This is a genomic window from Pseudosporangium ferrugineum (assembly GCF_003002065.1).
In the GTDB taxonomy this organism is placed as follows: domain Bacteria; phylum Actinomycetota; class Actinomycetes; order Mycobacteriales; family Micromonosporaceae; genus Actinoplanes; species Actinoplanes ferrugineus_A.
Map to the genome: position 1 here is coordinate 1 of NZ_PVZG01000011.1, position 19,849 is coordinate 19,849.

Here is a 19,849-nt window from a genome sequence, read left to right on the forward strand (position 1 = left end):
CCGAAACAGCATGTCGGCGGTCGACCCGCTCTGCCACTCGACGCCGTCGACGCGAAACGACAGGGTCAGGTCGCGGGCATCGCCGGCCTCATCCGCGGTGACGAGCCACGGCCCGAGCGGCGTGGTCCGCCGGCGAAACTTCCGGTTGTCGGCGGCGCTGCCCAGTCGGTTTGCGGCACAGGATCGGGCCGGCGTATCCGTAGAGCGCGCAGGAATCTGTCCCAGAAGCGCAGCCAGCGGGAACGGCTCTCGGCGGGTGACGGGTAAGCCATGATGACGCCTCGGGTCGATCTACTTCACGTGGCCGTTGACCAGCCCGGCATCTCCACATGGGCGACAGCCGCTGACGTCACGTGCCGCCACGTACGCAGACATCTGCAGGTTCACGGGGGAGCGCTGCGACCTTGGTGGATCGAGTGCTCGACATGGCGCGGGGCGCGGATGGCCTCCTGCATGATCGTGGCCCTGCGAGACGGAGCTGCACATAGTTACGGAAGCCTGCAGAATAACGCTCAGCGATCAGGCAATGACGAGGATCCCTTCGAGGACCACCTCCTGCGCCACCGAGAGCAGCACCCACATCGCCCACCGCACCGGTTTGCGTTTCCCACATCGGCGAGCCGACCTACCGCGACGCCGCCCACCACCTTCTACGAATTGTTGTACTGACTGGAGGGCGCGAACGATGGGTATCAATAAAGATACCCATCGTTCAACTTCATTGGTCACCCACGGCGTACCTTTATAGCGTCGTCAACCGCGGGTGCCCTTGCGCTTCTGCCCGCTGGACTTCCTGGGCCGCGCTGGATCGTGACGCCGCATGTGTTGATTGACTGCCTGACCGAGGTTGGTTCTCGTCTGGGCGGAGGATACCCCGGCTGCAGCCGCCCGTCGAGAAGCTGAATCATGCAGAGCGATGTTGAAATCTAGCTGCTCCTCCGGGACATCGGCACCTTCCTCCCATGCCTGGGCGCTTGCGTAGGTCTGCTGCCAGGCATAGAGATTGGTGCTCGCATAATCGCGGGTGTCGGCGTACGCCTGATACTGGTTGACGTCCGCGACCGGGGGCGGCCCAGCAGACGCTCCTGCTCCGTCGGATCGGATGTCATCATCTGAACAGCAGCATCCTCGGCCCGGTCCTGCATTGTTCCGAACCTGTCCTCTGCCGCTTTCATGAAGTTCTTAGAGGTCTGTAGTGGCTGCTGCACCAGGTACGGCGACGGTTCGGCTTGAGGATATTGGTACCCATCCGGCATGCTGTGCCTCCTGTACGAGACGATCGACGGACGTATCCGCGCTCCGCCGCATCGAGTTGGTAGGACTTGTGTGGTAGACGGCTCCGGCCGCCCTAAGGTTCACTGCCGAGTCACTCAACGGGATGGTGCCCTTCAGCCTTCTTAAGCCCGAATGCCCCACGACGGAGCATCGACGGCAAGAGTGAGGCTGCGATCGCACCGGAAATCGCCCGGCCCATCGGCCGCAGGACCTCGTCGGGCGGTGTGCACCTTGATCACAACCCTTGGCTACCGGGCGGAAATCGTGTTGCCCGCCGGCTGACCGATTTGACCGGCGTCTGAGTTGCCGGCGATCGGGAGGGGCGCGTCGTGGGGGTTGCGGGGCAGGGTTGGACCAGCGGGCGCCGGTTGGCTGTCAAGATCGGGACGGGGGTGGCCGCCGCCGGGCTGGTGGTGGGGCTCGGGGCTCCCGTCATCGCCGCCAGTGATGTGTCCGCGGCTTCCGGCATGCCTGTTCCCGTCGGTGCGCGGAGCACCGAGCCCTTCATGATCACCAATGCGCGGCCGACGCCGGCGGCGGAGGTGAGCGGGGACGACTTCCAGGCCACTCGGGTCATGCCGCTCGGGGATTCGATCACCCGGGGAGCCGGGTCGCCTACCCGGTCGTCGTACCGGATGGCGTTGGCGGAGCGGCTGCTCAAGGGTGGCCTTGAGATCAACTATGTGGGGTCGCAGACCGATGGCACCGGGTCCGACGTCAACCACGAGGGTCACGGCGGCTGGACCATCGATGATCTGTCCGCCGAGCTTGACGGGTGGCTGGACATGTACCGGCCCGATGTCGTGCTCGTGCATGCCGGCACGAACAACATCACGCAGGGCGACGGGCCCTATGTCACGGCCCGGAAGCTCTCCGCGATGATCGACCAGATTCGGGTCGCGCGGCCGGGGGCGTACATCTTCGTCTCCAAGATCGTGCGGTCCCGGGTTCCTCGGGAGGCGGCCCAGGATCGCGTCTACAACAGCCTGATTCCGCAGCTCGTCGCTAAGAAGCGGGATGCGCGGCTGAGCGTCGTCGACCAGTCGTCCGTCGGGGGCATCGACCTGCACGATCTGCACCATCCGAACGACTTCGGATACTCGAAGATGGCCTGGAACTGGTACCGGGCCATGGCGCCGGTGTTCGGGACCTCCGGCGACACCGGGCCGAACCCGTACCTGATGCGGGACACGGTGCGGTGCCTGGCGGCGAAGGTCGTCGAGGACGGTGAGGTGCATCACCGCACCGAGTGCCGCACCTGGACGCTCCGGACGATCACCAAGACGGTCAACGGCGTCAATCGTCGGGTACGCGCCTGGCAGACGCTCCGCGAGTTCCGGCAGACCTACCGCGTACGCGTGGACGGCAAGCTCGTGGAACGCACCCGCCTGGTCCGGCGCTGGACCGGCCCCGGAAACCTGTCGGAGTTCTAGCCCCGGCAGCCAAGGAGCTCCGGCCCCGGCTCCCCAGGGGCCTAGCCGTTCTCGAACATCTCGAGGACGCCGGACACGTCGAGCACCCGGTGGACGAGGCCGTGGGCGTTGACGATCGACAGCTTCACCCCGGCCGCGCGCCCGGTGAGGTAGCCGTCGATCAGGGCGCTCATGGCCTCGCTGTCGAGGAACGTGACCCGGTCCAGGTCGACGACGATGCCGCCGGCGCCGTCCTCCTCGATGGCGCGGGCCAGCACCGCCTGCAGCTCTTCCCGGGCGTTGATGTCGAACTCGCCGGACAGCCGGACGACGCCCGCTTCCCGGGTGAGCTGGTAGTCGGCGTCCGTCACGCCGCGATCATAGGTCAGCCGGAGATCGGGAACTCGGCCCAGACGTGCTTGACCTCGGCCTCGACGTACCAGCCGATCTCGAGGGCGAACTTCTTCGCGAGTTGGAGGCCGAGGCCGCCCTGGCCGAGCGGCCGGCCCTCGCTGAACTGCGGTGCCGCCTCGGGTGAGTGGTCGAGGACGTCGAGGACGAAGCGGTCGCCGGCCCGGCCCAGCCGGACGATCGTGGGCGGCAGCCCGTGCCGGAGCGCGTTGGTGGCCAGCTCGGTGGCGACCAGCACCATCTTCTCCGGCACCTCGTCGAGGGGCGCGTTCTCGGCGAGCACCTCACCGGTGATCGCCTTGTGCAGCGACGCGCGCAGGATCCTCAGCTGACCTGGGCTGTCCAGGACCCATTGCTGCAGCTCGATCATGCTGGGCGGGCTCTGCGCGCTGATGAAAGCCATGCCCCGGTTATGCCCGCCCGCGCCGTGAATCATGTCTCTGACCGGCGCGATGAGCTGGGCGTCAGCCTTTTTGACCTTTCTTGCATGCACCTAGCGCAACCGGCACCTGTTACGTACTGCTATCCGGGAACCAGATTCGCGGGAGGTACGACGTGCTGAAATTCAAGAACGCCCAGGAGCAGGCTGCGTGGGCGCTCGCCGAAGCACTCAGCGAGAAGGGCATGGCGTGCATGCGCGAGGCGGAACAGGCCGCCGAGAATTTCCGGGTGGGCAAGATGCAGATGCGCCGCAACTTCAAGGCGCGGGGTCTCTCCGAGGTGGACGCCGACATCCGCTGGTCCGGCATGACCCAGGCGAAGAAGGCCCTGGCGGACAACGGCTGGTACATGTCACAGGCGTCGATGTACAACCAGGCCGCGGCCGCGCAGTATGCGAAGGCGCTCTATCTCAAGAATGGTGAAGGCCTCTAGCGCCACCCAGGTCCGCCGTGCGGCCCGCCGAGTAGCCGTCGCGGTGCCCGGTGCCGGCCAGGCGTCGCGGGCCCAGCCGGGTGAGCCGGGGGTACGTCTCGTCGCGCCGGCGCTCGACCAGCTCGGTGCGGTCGACCAGAACCAGTTCGGCGCCGGGTGCCGAGGCGGCCGCTTCCCGTTCGGCGGTGGTGAGCCGGGCCCGGACCGCTTCCGTGAACCCCGCCAGCCAGGAGCGCCGGAAGGCCGCCGGGTGGTCGTACGCGGGCACCTCGGCCGCGGCCAGGCCGTGCGCCGCCTGGATCAGCAACGAGGTGAAGAGCAGTTCCACGCGTTCCAGGTCGGCGGCGTGCCCGAAGAGATGCACCCGCGCGGTGCCGCTGCGTTCGAGGTGCACGACCTTGCAGCGCAGGGCGATGGCGACGGCACCGAGCAACGCGGCCTTGTCCCGGGAGTACGGCGGCTCCACCGTCACCACCCGATCGCCCACCGGGTCGAGGGCGGGGTCCGCGCCGGCGAGCAGCGCCTGGTCGATGCCGTACTTGGCGATCAGCTCGGTGGCCTTGGTCAGGAACGCCTCCGCCTCGGGCGGCGTACACGCGGGATCTTCGGCCTTGGCCAGGAGCTTGCGCACCCGGGCGAGCAGCGGATCCTCGGCCACGGATCAGGCCGCGCGGTGGCGCAGGGTCGCCACGGTGGAGCCGGCCAGGGCCAGGAGGCAGTCGGGGAGCTGGCCGTCGGCGATGGCCGCGCCGAAGAGCGCCTCGCCGGTCGGGATGTCGCCGTTCACGTACGCGCTGACGAACCGCGCCACCCACCGCTTGTCGTAGCGCGCGTCGTCGATCCCGGGGAAGTCGAGGGTCCACGCGCCCCCGGTCGGCACGTTCTGTCCCACCATCGTCGCGGCGAGGCACCAGGCCACGTCGTACGCCCCCACGACACCCGACCGGTCCACGACCGCGTCGAAGGTGCCGACCACAGCGTCGCTGTCACCGCTGAGCGCGCAGTGGAGCACTTCCGCCGCGTCGTCCAGTGCATGCTGTGGTACGTCGGTCACGTCAAGAAAGGTACGCGGATTCGTCAACCGTCGCCGTTCAAGCGCCTCGGAGCAGGCACGTCAGCCTCGCGGTGCACACCCGGTCGCCGTCCTCGTCGGTGATGACGATCTCGTAGGTGACCGCCGTACGCCCGCGGTGCACCGGCGTGCCGACCCCCGTGACGACGCCGGAGCGGACCGCCTTGTGGTGGGTGGCGTTGATGTCGACGCCCACCGCGAACGGGCGGTCGACCGTGTGGCCGTGCAGCACCGCCCCGACCGAGCCGATGGTCTCGGCGAGCACGCACGAGGCGCCGCCGTGCAGCAGCCCGTACGGCTGGGTGTTGCCCTCGACGGGCATCGTGGCCACCACCCGCTCGACAGCCGCCTCGGTGATCCGGATGCCCATCCGCTCGCCGAGGGCGCCCGCGCCCCCGCTGCCGAGGTAGTCCTGCCTGCCGTCCGCCCCTGTACTCACGTCCGCCCACGTTACTTCTCGGGTCGCGGGGTGTTGACCGGGCCTCTACCTTGATACCGACCGAGTCCGCAGCCGCAGCGAGGAGACAGCCATGAGCGAGCCCCAGGAGATCGTGGAGACCCGCGGGGACGACCGCGTCGACCTGCTCGCCACGGACACCAACGGCGACGGCAAGCCGGACGTGTGGGTGGCCGACACCGACGGCGACGGCAAGGCGGACCTGTTCCAGTTCGACACGAACAACGACGGCAAGGTCGACATCACCATGGTCGACCTGGACCAGGACGGCAATCCGGACACGATCGTCGACGGCGACGGCGGGCTGCCGCCGGCCGTCTGACCGCCCGCTCAGCCGCCGCCGAGCGTGCTGATGGCGGCCCAGAGCACCGCGATGGCGAGGGCCGTGGAGAAGACCGTGGAAGCCGTACGCCGCCACGGCCCTCGGCCCTCGGGCACGACCGCTTCCGGGTGCCCGAGCTTCGTGAGCGTGCGGCGCTGCCGGCGTACCTCGTGGCACCAGCGGGTGAGGTCGGGGGTGCCCCGGCTGATCTCGACCGCCAGCCGGGCCTGGGCGCGTTGCAGCCGGCGTACGGCTGCCCTGGCCCGGATTCCGGCCCTGACCCGCGCGTGCCGGCGGGCGCTCGCCCGGCGCGACCCGAACTTGAGCGCCTCGAGCTCCGCGGGCGTGACCAGTTCCGGGTCGTCGAGCGTCGCGAGCTGGGTCGTGTAGTAGTCGGCCTCCCGGTCGTGGGCGGCCCGCACGAGCAGCCAGATCAGCAGCAGCGGCGGCAGTCCCTTGAAGACGAGGACGGCCAGCAGGGCCAGCGCACCGTTGCCGAGGCCGTCCCGCAGCAGCGGCGAATTCCACAGCACGTGCGACGCCCACGCGCCGAGGACGGCGAGCATGGCCACGCCCATCCGGGTGCGCAGGTTCCGGTCGCCGCGCACCACGAGGTAGCCGATGCCGGCCCCGGCCAGCGCGCCGAAGAGGGTGTGGCTCCAGACCCCGGACAGGAAGCCGCGCAGCAGGAACGTCGTGACGACCGGCTCGACGGCGTCGCCACGGCCGGCGAGGGCGACCGCGCCCATGGCGTACACGATGTCCTCGACGATCTGGAAGCCCAGGCCGACCATGGCGCCGTACACGACGCCGTCGAGGACGCTGTTGACCTGGGCGCGGGCGATCAGCACGACGGCGACCACCCCGAGGGTCTTGGCGATCTCCTCGACCGTCGGCCCGGCCAACGCGGCACCCCAGTCCGCGGCGAGGTGCGGCGAGCCGAGCTTGGCGATGATGTCGTCGAGCGCCGCGCTGCCCGGGATCGAGACGGTCGTCGCCACCAGCCCGCCCCAGGCGAACGCCAGGACCAGCAGGGCGGGCGGCTCCCGCTCGAGGAAGTCCAGCTCCGAGACCACGAACCAGAACGGCACGGCCAGCAGGGCGAAGAGGGCGGTCGCGGTGAGCAGGGCCCGGGGGTACGCCTCCGCGAACCGCGCCGTGATCAGGCACATCCGTACGGCCCCCGCCAGCAGCAGCGCGAGCACGATCCAGAACGCGGGGCTGCGCACGAGGCCGAGGTCGGGGTCGGGTCCGGGCTGCACGGGTGCGGACCGGGCACTGCGCAACCGGGGCTCCGCGGTCATCCGGCCTGCTCCGGCGCGTACCGGAGGGTCCGGGTGCTGGCGTCGATGGCCGGCAGCGTCCGGCCCAGATCGAGGTCGGCGCCGCTGACGGTGACCTCGATGGTGTGACCGTCGGCGACGAAGACCGCGTAGCGCCCGCCGCGTCCGGGCCCGCTGTAGCCGCCCTGGATCCCGTCAAGGCCGCCGGCCGTGGCGACGGTGAGCTCGGTGCCGGTCACCTGGTAGCCGGCGGTCCCGGTGATGCGCTGGCGCAGCCGGGCGACGGCGGTCTGCAGGGTGCCGTCGAACGGCTGGACGCTGACCAGGTAGCGCACCGGGCCCAGCCGGAACAGCACGGTCCCGGAGCTCGCGGCCGGCCGGGTCTCGGTCACGTCGATGCGCGCGCCGGCCGGCGGCACCACCGACACCCCACCCCCGATTTCGTACGGCCGATCCGTCGGCACCGGCCGGTCGGAGGGCAGCATCTGGTTGAGGGCGGGCAGCCCGAAGGCGATCGCACCGAGGGCCGCGACGAGGCTGATCGCACCGAGGAGATTCGTCCGCTGACGCCCGGTAACCCTCCCCATCCCCATACGCTAACGGTCCGCGCGGGCAGGCTCCCGATGGAGAGTGTTTTGTCCGTTTACTCGGAACGTTCGTGGAAATGTCCCGACGCCAACGACGTAGAGTTCGGCGCGGGGCTCACGGGGACAACTCCATGACCGCAAGGTAGTAAGGGCGGTCGGCGGTGTCGACGGATTTGAGCCGCCACCGGGTGCCCTCGAGCAGCCCCGTCAGCTCCTCCACCGAGCAGTTCAGATAGTCGAACCAGTCCGTGGCCAGCAGCCGGTAGCGCAGCCGCAGCCGCAGCTGGCCGCCGAGCCGCCCGCGTTCCCTGTTCCGCCGGTGGTAGGCCACGTGCACCGGGTCGGTCGTGCCGTACGGGTCGGTGCCCTGCGCGATGATCCGGGCGCCGGGCCGGGCCAGCGCGGCGAGCGCGGTCAGGAAGGCGGGGGCGCGCTCCGGCCCTTCGAGCAGCCCGAGGTTGTTGCCGAGCAGCAGGAACGTGTCGTAGCGGGCGGTCGCGCGGGCATAGTCGTCGACCGTGGCGATGACCGTGTCGCGCAGCCCTCGATCGCGGGCGACCTCGACGGCGCCGGCGGAGGTGTCGAGGCCCGTGACGGCCATGCCGCGGCGCTGCAGTTCGAGCGCCGTACGCCCGGCCCCGCACCCGATGTCCAGCACGGCGCCCCGGCAGAGCCGCAGGGCGCGCACGTCGTGGGGCTGCCACTCGGCCGGCTCGGCGAGGTAGTGGTCGGCGGGGGCGCCGTTGATCAGGCCGTCGTCGCGCTCGATGATCTCGATGACCGGCCGCGGCACCCGGCCGCCGGCCAGGGGGCGGGGGCCGATCCCGGTTCGCACGGCGTACGCGTCCCGGATCATCTCTCCGAAGACGTCGCCGATCACAGGCTGATCCATTGTCACTACTCTTGAGGCATGGCGACCCTGGAGCAAATCGCTGCCGAGAAGTACGCCCTGCTGACCACGTTCCGCAAGGACGGCCGGGCGGTGGCCACGCCGCTCTGGGTCGTGCCCGACGGCGCGGGTATGGCCTTCTGGACGGTCAAGGGCACCGGCAAGCTCAAGCGCATCCGCAACAGCGGCCGGGTGACCGTGGCACCGTGCGACGTGCGGGGCACCCCGAAGGGCGAACCGGTCGAGGCGACCGCGCGCATCGGCGACGAGGCCGACCTGGCCCGGGTCCGCCGGCTGCTCAAGCGGAAGTACGGCGTGACCGGCCGCCTGGTCCTGCTGGGCAGCCGCCTCCGCCGCGGGGCGCAGGGCACCACGACGATCCTGGTGTCCTGAGCACGCCGCCGCCGGGGACGAAGAAGGGGCGATCGCCTTCCCCGGCGCTCGCCCCTTGCTCGATCTCTCGGTCGACTGCGGTTCGTTCAATCGCCCTGACGCTGCGTGGGGATCTGCCCCTGCAGCAGGGCGCGAACCTCCGACTCCCGGTAGCGTCGGTGCCCGCCCAGGGTGCGAATTGCGCTGAGCTTGCCCGCCTTGGCCCACCGGGTGACGGTCTTCGGGTCGACACGGAACATCGACGCCACCTCGGCCGGTGTTAGTAGCGGCTCAGGATCGTGCGTACGCGATGCCATCGGTCACTCCTCCACAGGTACCTAAAGACATCGGCCGGGGTCCCGCCGGCCGGTGCGTCTCTCATGGTCCGGCTAGTCCCCGATGTCCGACATGGGCCGAACGGCCGAACGTCCCTAGATAGACGGTTGAAGCATGCCCGATTTATCCGGGCTTTATACGCCAGAAAGTGTCGCGTTTGGACCGAAAATCACGCTTCGAGCGACGATGGCTACGAAGAGTATTCGCCTTGGGAGCGTTCCCAGGGGCAGCGATCCGTGCCCCTTCGTACCCTTTTCGCTGGTCAGGGCGTTACCCTCGTCGATCAGTTGCAGCGCTCCAGCAACTGCACAGCGCGCCACCGGGCGACCAGTTTCTCGTACGCCTCGGTCGCCGCGTCCGCGTCGCCCCGCGACAGCGCCGACAGGCCGGCCGCCACCAGCCCGGGTGAATCGTCGTCGTGCAGGGCGTCGTTCTTCAGCAGGCCGGTGAGGCCGCCGTAGTCCAGCTCGACGATGGAACGCGGGTGGAACTCCTCCAGCCAGCGCGTACCCTCCTCGACCGCCTCGGTGATCGGCGCATCGCCCAGGGACTTGCGCAGGACGGAGACGCCCCGGTGCGCGCGCCGGCGGGCCTTGGAGATCTCCGTGCGGTAACGCAGCGTGCGCTTGCCGCCGGTCAGGTTGATCTCCCGCTCGTCCAGGTCCACGAAGACGAACCAGCGCAGCGGCACGCCCCACGTGGCGATCTGCTCGTGCACCCGCGGCACGCCGTGCTCGAGCACCTTCGCGCCGCTGCGCCAGTCCTCGACCACGGCCTTCGCCTGACCGGCGAGCACCGGCGGCACGAAGGCGTCGGCGAGGACGCTGGGCACCCCGTCGCGCGCGTTCAGGGCCGCCTCGGCGACCCGGAGCCGCAGATTCCACGGGCAGACCAGCAGCGTGTCGCCCCACTCCATCACGTACGCCTCGTCGGGCAGATCGGGCAGCCGGGTCCAGCCGGCGCCGAGCGCCTCGAGCACGGCGGTCCGCTGCCGGACCGGCCCCTCGACAGGGCCCAATGCCCGGCCTTCCCGGGCATAACGACGCCAGAAAAGCTGACGGTCCCGGTCGAAGGCGGTCAGCGGTTCGTAAACGCGCAGGTACGACGCGAACAGTGACGGCACGGCGCGATCCTTTCACGAAATCGCCGCCGATTGACTTCCCGCGCGGAGCCAATCAGGTGGCACCGCGCGCGACTAGGCTCGTTGATGTCCGGCACACCCCGCCGGAGCAGGCAGCGCGTCCCACGAGGGCGTGCACCCACACACCTGTAGGAGAGAGCAGCCATGGGCGTGTTCGTAAGCAGCGACGGCACCGATGCCGCCGGGCACGAGCAGGTCGTCTTCTGTCAGGACCGGCACACCGGCCTGAAGGCGATCATCGGTATCTACTCGACGGCTCTCGGGCCGGCGCTGGGCGGGACCCGGTTCTACCCGTACGGGAGCGAGGAGGCGGCCGTCACCGACGTGCTGAACCTCTCGCGCGGCATGGCGTACAAGAACGCGCTGGCCGGCCTCGACCTCGGCGGGGGCAAGGCGGTCATCTGGGGCGACCCGGCGCTGGACAAGACCGAGGCGCTGCTCCGGGCGTACGGGCGCTTCGTCGAGTCGCTGCACGGCCGCTACTACACCGCCTGCGACGTCGGCACGTACGTGCCGGACATGGACATCATCGCCCGCGAGACCCGCTACGTGACCGGCCGCAGCGTGCAGCACGGCGGGGCGGGCGACTCCTCGGTGCTGACCGCCTGGGGCGTCTTCCAGGGCATGCGCGCCGCCGCCGAGCACACCTGGGGCAGCCCCACCCTGGCCGGCCGCCGGGTCGGCATCGCGGGCCTCGGGAAGGTCGGCAAGTATCTGGCGGGTCACCTGATCGAGGACGGCGCCTCGGTGGTCGCCACCGACGTCAGCCCGGCCGCGCTCGACTGGGCCCGCACCACGTACCCGCAGATCGATCTCGTCCCGGACACCCGGACCATGATCACGAGCGACATCGACGTGTACGCGCCGTGCGCGCTCGGCGGCGCCCTCGACGACGACACCGTGCCCGTCCTGCACGCCAAGATCGTGACCGGCGGGGCGAACAACCAGCTCGCCCACCCCGGCATCGAGAAGCTGCTGGAGGAGCGCGGCATCCTCTACACGCCCGACTACGTGGTCAACGCGGGCGGCGTCATCCAGGTCGCCGACGAGATCGAGGGCTTCAACTTCGACCGGGCCAAGCTGCGCGCCACGAGGATCTTCGACACCACGAGCCAGATCCTGCGGCTCGCCGACGACGAGGGGGTGCCGCCGGTGGTGGCCGCGGACCGCCTCGCGGAGCGCCGGATGGCCGAAGTCGGACGACTCCGCAGTATCTACCTGGGTTGAGGCTTTTGTACGCCGTCGCGCGCCGCGTCCCCGACACGCCGCGACGCGCGACGGTGGTACACGTAACCCGAGGTGCCGAAGGCGGCATCGTCCATGTACCGTAAGACCCACGAGAGATGCCTGACGTCATCGGGGCCCGCCTTCGGGCTGCCCCGAATTCTGTGCGAGGGGGTCGAGCCATGGGGCGCGGCCGTGCTAAGGCCAAGCAGACAAAGGTGGCCCGGGAGTTGAAGTATCACTCCCCGAACACCGACCTCACCGCCTTGCAGCGCGAACTGGCGGGTGCTGGTAAGTCCGACCATCACTTCAACGACGACGACAACGAGTTCGTCGACGATGAAGACGATGACGATGCGGACGACGAGCACGACAGCTGGTCGCCTTCGAGGCGCTGACCCGTATCGCACAGAGCACGCGGCTTCCCGCGTGCTTCCGTGTGTCGCGGTCGTTCCGGCAGTTCATGGTGCCCCCGCAGCCTGACCGCGCGGGCATCATGTTCTCGTCGTAGTCGTTCCCTTCCACCGCGCGGCCTGCGCGGCGCTCCCGCACGTATCTCGGCGTACGGGAGCCGCCGACGCCTGCCGACAGTCGGTGCTGGGCGTTTCCGGGTCCCCCGCAGGGGTGGTCAACGGCGGCTTCGGCATGTCCGAAATCGGTCAACGCCGTTCTCAGCGCGGCCGGTTGTTCCAGTTGTAGAACGTCGGGATGTTCTCGAAGTGGTTCCAGGCGCAGACCGCCGAGCCGTCCTTCGTCACGGACTCCGCGCGCCGCTGCCGGGCCTCCTCTGCCTCCTCGATCAGGGCGGCCAGGCCCGTACGGGTGTCGCGCACCCGCGCCGTCACGGGGTCCGTCTCGGGGTCAGACGGCCGTGGGCTCGTGATCTCGGGCATGGTCCAGCACTCCGTCCAGTAGGCGAATCTTGCTGTTGAGACAGTGGTCCGTCGTCGTCACGTCGAAACGGCCCCGCTCGAAGTAGCGGTTGGCCGCATGCGCGCCGCCGCAGAAGCCGAAATACGGGCACCGGTCACGGCAGGCCTCGACGCCGTCCAGAAACTCCCGGATCCACGGGGTGCCGGTTGCTCCGGCGAGGATCTCCGCCAGCGGGGTGGTCAGGACGTTGCCGCTGCTGAAGTCGCCGTACCGGGGATCGGAGAAGCCGGCCAACTCGGGCGAGAGCAGCACCACGCTGCCGTCGTGCGCCACGGTCGGGATCGGGTCGAGGCGCCGGGGCAGCACGGCGTCCGCCGTACCGTCGAGCACCGCCGCCACGTAGCGCAACGACCACTCGATCTCCCGCAGGTGGATGCGGGGGTCCCGCCGCCAGGCGCCGACGAGCTCGGACCAGAAGGCCGTCACGTCCTCCTCGGGATGCCGGTTGGCGCGCAGGTTCACGCCCTCCAACTCCTCGACGTTGATGCCAAGGACGTCGCAGCCCAGCTCGAGGAAGTAGTCGTACAGCTCGGTGGCCAGGCCGGGCACGGGCCGCCCGACCACGCACAGCGCGGAGAACGGGATGCCGTGCCGCTTCAGGGCCTCGATCCCCCGCACGATCCGCGCATACGCCGGCTTGTCACCGGCCGTGACGCGATCGCCGTTACGCGCCTCGGGCCCGTCGACGCTCACGCTCACCCGGACGCCGTGCTCGGCGAAGAACTCGCACCACGCATCGTCGATCAGGGTCGCGTTGGTCTGCACGTGGTGCTCGACGCCTTCGGCGAACGGCCGCATCAATTCCGCCAGGTGCGCCCGTCCCGCCGCGAGGGGCTCACCCCCGTGCCAGACAACCGAGAATCTTCCCGTACGGGCCCAGGGGTTCACAGAAGCAGCGACGGCGCGGGCCACCTCCACGGGCATCTTCCGGTCCGCCCGCCGCAACGGCAGGTAGCAGTAGGAACAGTCAAGATTGCAGAGTGTGGTGGGCTGCATGACGACATAGGTAGGAACCGTGGCGATCCCGCGCATACCGCTCCAGCGATCCCGCACAGCCACCTCCCCGTCCGCGCCGTCGTCGGCTCAGGGCCAGGCTAAGCGCCGACGTCCACCCGAGTGTGCCCCGCCCGGCCCCGCACGACGAAAAGATCCGCGGGTGCCCTCACATCGACACACGCGGATCATTTCACACGAACCCGAGAAAGCCTCACACCTCGCCCAGAATGCATCCCACACCCGGACCCGCCGCGGACCGCCGGACCGCCGCTGACCCGAGCGTTCGGGTCCGGCACCCCGCCGGCCCGCCCGCTGCCCAACCAGCCGCCGGCCGGGGTGTCCGCCTGGCCGCCCGCCTGCTGGACTTCCTGACGCTGCCCTACCTCCCGGCGGGCGGTTCCGCCGGTTCAGCCGCGGGTGTACTGGCCCATCATCTGCACCTGGCCGGTGCCCTCGATGACCTCGCCGACCTGCCACGCCTCCACGCCGCGGCCGGTCAGGTAGGCCATGGCCCGGTCGGCGTCGTCGGCCGAGACGATCGTGAACATGCCGACGCCCATGTTGAACGTGGCTTCCATCTCGGTGTCCTCGATGCGGCCCTTGGCCTGGATCAGGTCGAAGATCGACTGGGGGCGCCAGGACGACCGGTCGACCACCGCGTCGGCGTGCTCGGGCAGGATGCGGACCAGGTTGCCCGGGATGCCGCCGCCGGTGACGTGCGAGAACGCGCGCACGTCGGTCTCCTCGATCAGGCCGAGGCAGTCCTTGGCGTAGATCTTCGTCGGGGTGAGCAGCTCCTCGCCGAGGGTGCGCTGCTTGCCGAAGTCCTCGACCACCGTGTCGAGCCGCATCCGTCCCGCGCCCAGCAGCACGTGCCGGACCAGCGAGTAGCCGTTGGAGTGCAGGCCGGACGAGCGCATCGCGATGACCGCGTCGCCGATCTCGACCCGGTGGGCGCCGAGGATCTCGCTCTCCTCGACCACGCCGACCCCGGTGGCGGAGACGTCGTACTCGTCGGGACGCAGCACGCCCGGGTGCTCCGCCGTCTCGCCGCCGAGGAGCGCGCAGCCGGCGTACCGGCAACCGTCCGCGATGCCGGCGCCGATCTCGGCGACCTTGTCCGGCACGACCTCGCCGCAGGCGATGTAGTCCAGCAGGAACAGCGGCTCGGCACCGCAGGCGACCAGGTCGTCCACCACCATGGCGACGAGGTCGATGCCGATCGTGTCGTGGATGTCGAGCTGCTGGGCGATGACCAGCTTGGTGCCCACGCCGTCGGTCGACGAGGCCAGGATCGGGCTCGTGTACTTCTGGGTGTTCAGCTTGAACAGGCCCGCGAAGCCACCCAGGTCACCCATCACCTCGGGGCGGGTGGTCTTCTTGACCTTGCTCTTGAGCAGCTCGACCGCGCGCTCACCGGCGTGGATCGAGACGCCGGCGTCCGCGTACGTCACCGTGCGCTTGCGTCCGGGCCGGCCGGCGCCCGCTGACCAGGGCTGGCGGTCGGCGCCCTCGGCACCGTTCGATCCGGCACTGCTGCGCTCGGACACGTGCGTCACGGTTCTCCCCTTTGATGGTGGTGCTGCTCGGCTGGGCCGCTGAGTTCGACGTCGGGTGCTGGTGGGTGGTACCGCGTACTACGGTCGGTGCAGGGCGTCCACGCCGCCCGGGCTGCCGACCAGCGGCTGTGCCGGCTCGCCGTCGGCGTACTGCTCATCCTCGTACTCCTGCTCGAGTCCGGCCACCGCAGCGGTCGCCGCATCCTTCGAGGCGTCGGGCATCGACACGCGCTTGCCGACGCTCTCGAGCAGGTGCTTGCCGATCAGGTGACCGGCCGGAAGCTCGATCGGATACTGCCCATCGAAGCAGGCCATGCAGAGCCGTGTCTTCGGCTGCTCGGTCGCCTGCACCAGACCGTCCAGCGAAACGTACCCGAGGGAGTCGGCGCCGATCGAGCGGCGGATCCCGTCGATCTCGAGCCCGTTGGCGATCAGCTCGGCGCGGGTGGCGAAGTCGATGCCGTAGAAACACGGCCACTTGACCGGCGGGGACGAGATCCGCACGTGCACCTCGAGCGCCCCGGCCTCCCGCAGCATGCGGATCTGCGCGCGCTGGGTGTTGCCCCGGACGATCGAGTCGTCGATGACCACGATGCGCTTGCCGCGTACGACCTCGCGCAGGGGGTTGAGCTTCAGGCGGATGCCCAGCTGGCGGATCGTCTGCGAGGGCTGGATGAAGGTGCGGCCCACGTACGCGTTCTTCATGAAGCCCGCGCTGTACGGAATGCCGGATTCCTCCGCGTAACCGATCGCGGCCGGAATGCCCGATTCCGGAACGCCGATGACCAGGTCCGCCTCGACCGGGTGCTCCTTGGCCAGCCGGCGGCCGACCCCCACCCGGGCGGCGTAGATGTTGCGGCCGGCGATGGTGGTGTCGGGACGGGCAAGATAGACGTACTCGAAGAGGCAACCTTTCGGCTCCGGCGTCGCGAACCGGCTCGAACGCAGGCCGTGCTCGTCGATCGCGAGGATCTCGCCGGGTTCCACCTCGCGCACGAAGCTCGCGCCGACGATGTCGAGGGCCGCCGTCTCGCTGGCCACGGCCCAGCCGCGCTCCATCCGGCCGAGCACGAGCGGGCGTACGCCCTGGGCGTCGCGGGCCGCGTACAGGGTGCCCTCGTCCATGAAGACGAAGCTGAAGGCGCCCCGCAGGCTCGGGAGGACCTCCATGGCCGCGGCCTCGACCGACAGGTCGGGACGGCTGGCCAGCAGGGCCGTCACGAGGGCGGTGTCCGAGGTCGCCATGTCGGCCTCGAGGCCGCGCTCGGCGACCTCCCGGGCCAGCTCGGCGGTGTTGACCAGGTTGCCGTTGTGGGCCAGGGCGATCGTCGTGCCCGCCGTGGTGGCGCGGATCGTGGGCTGGGCGTTCTCCCAGTTAGAACCGCCGGTGGTGGAGTAACGGGTGTGGCCGATGGCGAGATGACCGCGCAGGCTCGCCAGCGTCGGCTCGTCGAAGACCTGGGAGACCAGGCCGAGATCCTTGTAGACCACGACACCGGAGCCGTCACTGACGGCGATGCCGGCAGCTTCCTGGCCGCGGTGCTGCAGTGCGAAGAGGCCGAAATAGGTAAGTTTCGCGACCTCTTCCTCCGGGGCCCAGACGCCGAAGACGCCGCAGGCATCCTGGGGTCCGCGGTCCTGGGGGTCGAGATCGTCGGTCAACCGGCCGTCGCCTCGGGGCACGCGCTTGCTCCCTCATGCTGATCTGCTCGGACTTGCTCGTCTGTACCGACCGACCAGTGTACGCGAGGCCAGGGGCCTTCAGCTCGGGTGCACAGGGAGGTACGGAGTGAGATCTGTGCGTATTCCACTGGCCCGGATCCGGTCGGAGGACACCGCATCGGACCAGCTCAGGCGGCCGGTGGCGACGAGGAGCCAGGTCATCGGATCGGTCTCGACCACATTGGGCGGAGTGCCGCGGGTGTGCCGGGGACCGGCCACGCACTGAATAGCACCGAAAGGTGGAATACGGACCTCCACCGATCGGCCCGGAGCGGTTCGCGCGAGCTCGGCCAGCAGCGCTCGCACAGCGTCACGAAGCACCGGACGCTCGGGTTCGCCACCGGCGTCCAGCGCGTCCAACGCCACGCCGACGGCTTCGGATTTATTGTGCGCAGGAGACACGTCGGGACAATACGACCCGGCGAATGGCCACAACCCGGCGGCCCTGACTCGCGCTGAAGTCGTCCGACAGGGCATAGTGGCCGACGGTGTGTACTCGTCGCGGGATCCAGAGGGCAAATCCAAGGCACCCCGGGGACCGCGCGACCGGAAGGCGGTGGACGTGACAACGCACCTGAGAGCCCGGGCAGTCCTGGCCGGTGCGTTCCTGGCGGTGATCGGTGGCGTGTTCGTCGCACCCACCGCGGCGCTGGCGGCGGGCCCCACGGTGGCCATCACCGGCTTGTCGTCGGGAGACATCCCGTCCGGCGGCAAGACCACGCTGAACTACTCCATCACCAACTCGAACCCCGCCCTGGCCGCGAACGTCACGGTCGTCATCAGCGCCGACGGCATGAGCTGCGACCGGTGCAACTTCGACGACAGCATCCCGGCGGGCGGCAAGAAGGACTACACGGCCAACCTGACCGCCGGCACCGTCGAGCCTGGAGAGAAGGACGACATCCAGCTGCGGATCGTGGCGACCGTCTCCGGTCCCGGCGGCGGAAGTGGCAGCGCCACCCGCGGGATCACGGTCCGCGGTCCGGACAAGCCGCAGGCGGTGCGCCAGGTCAGCGGCAAGGTCAAGGACCAGGACGGCAAGTCCGTGTCCGGCGCGTCGGTCGCGATGCGGGACAGCGCCGGCCGCAACTTCAACAGCGTCTCCGGCAACGACGGCGGCTATTCCTTCCGCTCGACGGAGGGCAACCCGATCGCCGTCGGCTCGCTGCTGGTGATCGCCGGCAAGCAGGGCTACAAGGGTGATCCCGTCACCGCGCAGGGCCGTGCGGACAAGTCCGTCAACGTCCCGCTGACGATCAAGCTGATCGCCGCCACGACCTCGCCGACGGCGACGCCCTCGTCCTCCCCGAGCGCCACCCCGACCGAGGAGGTGACCGACGAGGAATCGGAGGCTGCCACCGACGAGGAGAGCGCCGCCGCCGGGCCGCCCACGGACAAGGCGTCGGGCGAGGACAAGGGCTCCGGCTCGATGCTGTTCATCCTGCTCGGTGGCCTCCTGGTCGCCGCGGGCATCGGCGCCATCGTGCTCATGTTCATGCGCCGCAAGAACAACCCCGACGACGACCCGGACGCCGCCGGCGCCGGCGGCACCGTCCCGCCCACGCCCGGCCGCTACGGCGGGGGCGGCGTCGACGAGACCCGGCTGGCAGCCCCGGTCGGCGGGCGCGGCGGGGACGCCACGATGATCGCTCCGCGATCCGGTGCACCGTCCATGGCGGACGCTCCGACGATGATCCAGCGTGCGCCCGTGGTCGACCCGGTGGACGAGTTCCCGGACCCGTACGGCGCTCCCATGCCGCAGAGCGGGGCGTACAACGCACCCGGTGGCTGGGGCTCCGCTCCGGCGGCGGGCGCTGCCGGGGCCGCGGGAGCGTACGGTGCTGCCGCCGGAGCCGCGGGCACGTACGGCGGGGCCACTCAGTACGGCGGCGCGCCGGTGCCGGCCCAGGGCGGTGGCTACGACGACGCCGACGCCAACGGCTACGGCGCGTACGACGACCGTGGCGGGTACGCCGAGCAGGCGCCGTACGAGGACCCGACCGGGTTCGCGCCGGCCGCCGCGGCGCCGCAGCGCTACGACGAGCCGACCGGCATGTACCGGCCCGGCCAGGAGGCGTTCGACGACCAGGCGGGCTACCAGGCGCCGGGCTACGACAACGGTTACGCCGGCGCGCCGGCCGACGACTTCGCCGCGCCCGCTCAGGGTCACGCGTACGGCGCCGGCGGGTACAACGACCAGCCCGAGGGCGACTACGGCTCCTGGGACGGCCCGGGCGGCGGTCTCGACAACGGCAACGGGTACGGGCCGCAGCCGGGCGCGGGCACCTACGGCGGTGCCGCGCAGTCCGGTGGCACGTACGGCGGCGGCCAGAGCGGCGGCACCTACGGCGGCGGAGCGGCACCGGCCGCCGGCACGTACGGTGGCGGCGCCGCGAGCGGTGGCACCTACGGCGGCGCGGGCACGTACGGCGCGGCGGCCGACGACGGCTACGGCAACGACCCGGGCTACGGCGATCAGGGCGGCTACGACCAGGGCGGCGGCTACGGCGGTGCTCCGCAGGGCGGCGGCACGTACGGTGGCGGCGGCTACGGCGGCGAGCAGCCCGGCTATGGCGACCAGGGCGGCTACGACCAGCGCGGTGGCACGTACGGCGGCGACCAGCAGGGCGGCGGCCGGCGGGCCGCCCGTCCCCAGCCGCCGGAGGGTTCGCAGCCGGGTCAGCGCCGGTCCCTGGACTGGCTGGACGACTGATCCGCCGCTAGCGCGCCTTACCCACGAAGAAGGCCGGCCCCGTCATTGCGACAGGGCCGGCCTTCTCGTCATGCCGTGCGGTGGAGGTCAGTCCTTCTTCTCCGCCGGGGCCTGCTCGGACTTCTCAGCGTCGGCCGGCTTCTCGGACTTCACGTTCTCGGCCGGCTTCGCGGGCGGGACCTCGGCCGCCTCGCCGGCGGGACCTGCCGCCTCACCGGCGGGACCGGCTGCCTCGTCCGCGGGGCCCGTTGCCGGCTCGGTGGCCTCCGGGG

General features: G+C 70.4%; 23 protein-coding genes. 7 read left to right on the top strand and 16 right to left on the bottom strand.

Going from position 1 to position 19,849, the window contains the following annotated elements; all coding sequences use genetic code 11:
• On the bottom strand, positions 1-291 hold a 291-nt coding region (locus CLV70_RS42035; protein ID WP_211303852.1), incomplete at its 3' end, for a fumarylacetoacetate hydrolase family protein.
• 1,490 nt (positions 292-1,781) lie between these two features.
• On the opposite strand from CLV70_RS42035, the gene CLV70_RS22545 reads away from it, so the two are divergent.
• Positions 1,782-2,708 (top strand): SGNH/GDSL hydrolase family protein, encoded by a 927-nt coding sequence (locus CLV70_RS22545; RefSeq protein ID WP_158277800.1) that lies wholly within the window; start codon positions 1,782-1,784, stop codon positions 2,706-2,708.
• A gap of 41 nt (positions 2,709-2,749) precedes the next feature.
• Here CLV70_RS22545 and CLV70_RS22550 read toward each other — a convergent pair whose 3' ends face one another.
• The gene (locus CLV70_RS22550) at positions 2,750-3,058 is read right to left on the bottom strand and encodes an STAS domain-containing protein (RefSeq protein WP_158277801.1); all 309 of its coding nucleotides are present in this window, start codon (positions 3,056-3,058) and stop codon (positions 2,750-2,752) included.
• Between the two features lie 14 nt (positions 3,059-3,072).
• Complete coding sequence (locus CLV70_RS22555; protein ID WP_106128586.1) at positions 3,073-3,501, bottom strand: ATP-binding protein; 429 nt, start codon at positions 3,499-3,501, stop codon at positions 3,073-3,075.
• Between the two features lie 152 nt (positions 3,502-3,653).
• Here CLV70_RS22555 and CLV70_RS22560 point away from each other — a divergent pair, with 152 nt between their 5' ends.
• Positions 3,654-3,971, top strand: a complete 318-nt coding sequence (locus CLV70_RS22560; RefSeq protein WP_106128587.1) for a hypothetical protein — start codon at positions 3,654-3,656, stop codon at positions 3,969-3,971.
• Here the strand turns inward: CLV70_RS22560 and CLV70_RS22565 are convergent.
• The 3 genes from CLV70_RS22565 to CLV70_RS22575 are packed head-to-tail and all read right to left on the bottom strand — an operon-like array spanning position 3,949 to position 5,413.
• Positions 3,949-4,629 (bottom strand): DUF2786 domain-containing protein, encoded by a 681-nt coding sequence (locus CLV70_RS22565; protein WP_106128588.1) that lies wholly within the window; start codon positions 4,627-4,629, stop codon positions 3,949-3,951. The genes CLV70_RS22560 and CLV70_RS22565 overlap by 23 nt on opposite strands.
• A gap of 3 nt (positions 4,630-4,632) precedes the next feature.
• The gene (locus CLV70_RS22570; protein WP_106128589.1) at positions 4,633-5,025 is read right to left on the bottom strand and encodes a hypothetical protein; all 393 of its coding nucleotides are present in this window, start codon (positions 5,023-5,025) and stop codon (positions 4,633-4,635) included.
• Between the two features lie 37 nt (positions 5,026-5,062).
• A complete protein-coding gene (locus tag CLV70_RS22575; RefSeq protein ID WP_106128822.1) occupies positions 5,063-5,413 on the bottom strand; it encodes a hotdog fold thioesterase in 351 nt (116 codons plus the stop codon).
• Between the two features lie 160 nt (positions 5,414-5,573).
• On the opposite strand from CLV70_RS22575, the gene CLV70_RS22580 reads away from it, so the two are divergent.
• Positions 5,574-5,822, top strand: coding sequence for a hypothetical protein (locus CLV70_RS22580; RefSeq protein ID WP_106128590.1), 249 nt, complete (start codon positions 5,574-5,576; stop codon positions 5,820-5,822).
• Positions 5,823-5,830: 8 nt separating this feature from the next.
• Here CLV70_RS22580 and CLV70_RS22585 read toward each other — a convergent pair whose 3' ends face one another.
• The 3 genes from CLV70_RS22585 to CLV70_RS22595 all read right to left on the bottom strand — a co-directional run bounded on the left by CLV70_RS22585 (position 5,831) and on the right by CLV70_RS22595 (position 8,584).
• Positions 5,831-7,126, bottom strand: a complete 1,296-nt coding sequence (locus CLV70_RS22585) for a PrsW family intramembrane metalloprotease (protein WP_106128591.1) — start codon at positions 7,124-7,126, stop codon at positions 5,831-5,833.
• A complete protein-coding gene (locus tag CLV70_RS22590) occupies positions 7,123-7,692 on the bottom strand; it encodes a hypothetical protein (protein WP_106128592.1) in 570 nt (189 codons plus the stop codon). The genes CLV70_RS22585 and CLV70_RS22590 overlap by 4 nt, the downstream gene beginning before the upstream one ends.
• 115 nt (positions 7,693-7,807) lie before the next feature.
• Complete coding sequence (locus CLV70_RS22595) at positions 7,808-8,584, bottom strand: class I SAM-dependent methyltransferase (RefSeq protein ID WP_106128593.1); 777 nt, start codon at positions 8,582-8,584, stop codon at positions 7,808-7,810.
• Positions 8,585-8,602: 18 nt separating this feature from the next.
• On the opposite strand from CLV70_RS22595, the gene CLV70_RS22600 reads away from it, so the two are divergent.
• Positions 8,603-8,974 carry a PPOX class F420-dependent oxidoreductase gene (locus CLV70_RS22600; RefSeq protein ID WP_106128594.1) on the top strand — a complete coding sequence of 124 codons (372 nt, stop codon included), beginning with the start codon at positions 8,603-8,605 and terminating at the stop codon, positions 8,972-8,974.
• Positions 8,975-9,060: 86 nt separating this feature from the next.
• On the opposite strand, the gene CLV70_RS22605 is transcribed toward CLV70_RS22600, so the two are convergent.
• Complete coding sequence (locus tag CLV70_RS22605; protein ID WP_014687221.1) at positions 9,061-9,270, bottom strand: BldC family transcriptional regulator; 210 nt, start codon at positions 9,268-9,270, stop codon at positions 9,061-9,063.
• 302 nt (positions 9,271-9,572) lie between these two features.
• Positions 9,573-10,412, bottom strand: a complete 840-nt coding sequence (locus CLV70_RS22610; protein WP_106128595.1) for a DUF8083 family protein — start codon at positions 10,410-10,412, stop codon at positions 9,573-9,575.
• Between the two features lie 162 nt (positions 10,413-10,574).
• Between CLV70_RS22610 and CLV70_RS22615 the strand changes: the two genes are divergently transcribed.
• On the top strand, positions 10,575-11,657 hold the full coding sequence (locus CLV70_RS22615) for a Glu/Leu/Phe/Val family dehydrogenase (protein WP_106128596.1): 1,083 nt from the start codon (positions 10,575-10,577) through the stop codon (positions 11,655-11,657).
• Positions 11,658-11,836: 179 nt separating this feature from the next.
• On the top strand, positions 11,837-12,052 hold the full coding sequence (locus CLV70_RS22620) for a DUF3073 domain-containing protein (RefSeq protein ID WP_106128597.1): 216 nt from the start codon (positions 11,837-11,839) through the stop codon (positions 12,050-12,052).
• A gap of 273 nt (positions 12,053-12,325) precedes the next feature.
• On the opposite strand, the gene amcA is transcribed toward CLV70_RS22620, so the two are convergent.
• The 5 genes from amcA to CLV70_RS22645 form a co-directional block, all read right to left on the bottom strand.
• Positions 12,326-12,547 carry a multiple cyclophane-containing RiPP AmcA gene (gene amcA / locus CLV70_RS22625; protein WP_106128598.1) on the bottom strand — a complete coding sequence of 74 codons (222 nt, stop codon included), beginning with the start codon at positions 12,545-12,547 and terminating at the stop codon, positions 12,326-12,328.
• Complete coding sequence (gene amcB, locus CLV70_RS22630) at positions 12,516-13,619, bottom strand: cyclophane-forming radical SAM peptide maturase AmcB (RefSeq protein ID WP_106128599.1); 1,104 nt, start codon at positions 13,617-13,619, stop codon at positions 12,516-12,518. The genes amcA and amcB overlap by 32 nt, the downstream gene beginning before the upstream one ends.
• 371 nt (positions 13,620-13,990) lie before the next feature.
• A complete protein-coding gene (purM, locus tag CLV70_RS22635; protein WP_106128600.1) occupies positions 13,991-15,142 on the bottom strand; it encodes a phosphoribosylformylglycinamidine cyclo-ligase in 1,152 nt (383 codons plus the stop codon).
• Positions 15,143-15,220: 78 nt separating this feature from the next.
• Positions 15,221-16,825, bottom strand: a complete 1,605-nt coding sequence (gene purF / locus CLV70_RS22640) for an amidophosphoribosyltransferase (RefSeq protein ID WP_106128601.1) — start codon at positions 16,823-16,825, stop codon at positions 15,221-15,223.
• 78 nt (positions 16,826-16,903) lie between these two features.
• Entirely contained in the window at positions 16,904-17,266 is a 363-nt protein-coding gene (locus CLV70_RS22645) for a sterol carrier family protein (RefSeq protein ID WP_106128602.1), read from the bottom strand.
• A gap of 160 nt (positions 17,267-17,426) precedes the next feature.
• Here CLV70_RS22645 and CLV70_RS22650 point away from each other — a divergent pair, with 160 nt between their 5' ends.
• Entirely contained in the window at positions 17,427-19,577 is a 2,151-nt protein-coding gene (locus CLV70_RS22650) for a carboxypeptidase-like regulatory domain-containing protein (RefSeq protein WP_146164125.1), read from the top strand.
• Positions 19,578-19,849: the final 272 nt, after the last annotated feature.

Excerpts from the sequence above, each read along its gene's own strand:
- CLV70_RS22545 (WP_158277800.1), top strand. The coding sequence starts at position 1,782 with ATGATCACCAATGCGCGGCCGACGCCGGCGGCGGAGGTGAGCGGGGAC.
- CLV70_RS22555 (WP_106128586.1), bottom strand. The coding sequence starts at position 3,501 with ATGGCTTTCATCAGCGCGCAGAGCCCGCCCAGCATGATCGAGCTGCAG.
- CLV70_RS22575 (WP_106128822.1), bottom strand. The coding sequence starts at position 5,413 with ATGGGCATCCGGATCACCGAGGCGGCTGTCGAGCGGGTGGTGGCCACG.
- CLV70_RS22580 (WP_106128590.1), top strand. The coding sequence starts at position 5,574 with ATGAGCGAGCCCCAGGAGATCGTGGAGACCCGCGGGGACGACCGCGTC.
- CLV70_RS22585 (WP_106128591.1), bottom strand. The coding sequence starts at position 7,126 with ATGACCGCGGAGCCCCGGTTGCGCAGTGCCCGGTCCGCACCCGTGCAG.
- CLV70_RS22590 (WP_106128592.1), bottom strand. The coding sequence starts at position 7,692 with ATGGGGAGGGTTACCGGGCGTCAGCGGACGAATCTCCTCGGTGCGATC.
- CLV70_RS22595 (WP_106128593.1), bottom strand. The coding sequence starts at position 8,584 with ATGGATCAGCCTGTGATCGGCGACGTCTTCGGAGAGATGATCCGGGAC.
- CLV70_RS22600 (WP_106128594.1), top strand. The coding sequence starts at position 8,603 with ATGGCGACCCTGGAGCAAATCGCTGCCGAGAAGTACGCCCTGCTGACC.
- CLV70_RS22605 (WP_014687221.1), bottom strand. The coding sequence starts at position 9,270 with ATGGCATCGCGTACGCACGATCCTGAGCCGCTACTAACACCGGCCGAG.
- CLV70_RS22615 (WP_106128596.1), top strand. The coding sequence starts at position 10,575 with ATGGGCGTGTTCGTAAGCAGCGACGGCACCGATGCCGCCGGGCACGAG.
- CLV70_RS22620 (WP_106128597.1), top strand. The coding sequence starts at position 11,837 with ATGGGGCGCGGCCGTGCTAAGGCCAAGCAGACAAAGGTGGCCCGGGAG.
- amcA (WP_106128598.1), bottom strand. The coding sequence starts at position 12,547 with ATGCCCGAGATCACGAGCCCACGGCCGTCTGACCCCGAGACGGACCCC.
- amcB (WP_106128599.1), bottom strand. The coding sequence starts at position 13,619 with ATGCGCGGGATCGCCACGGTTCCTACCTATGTCGTCATGCAGCCCACC.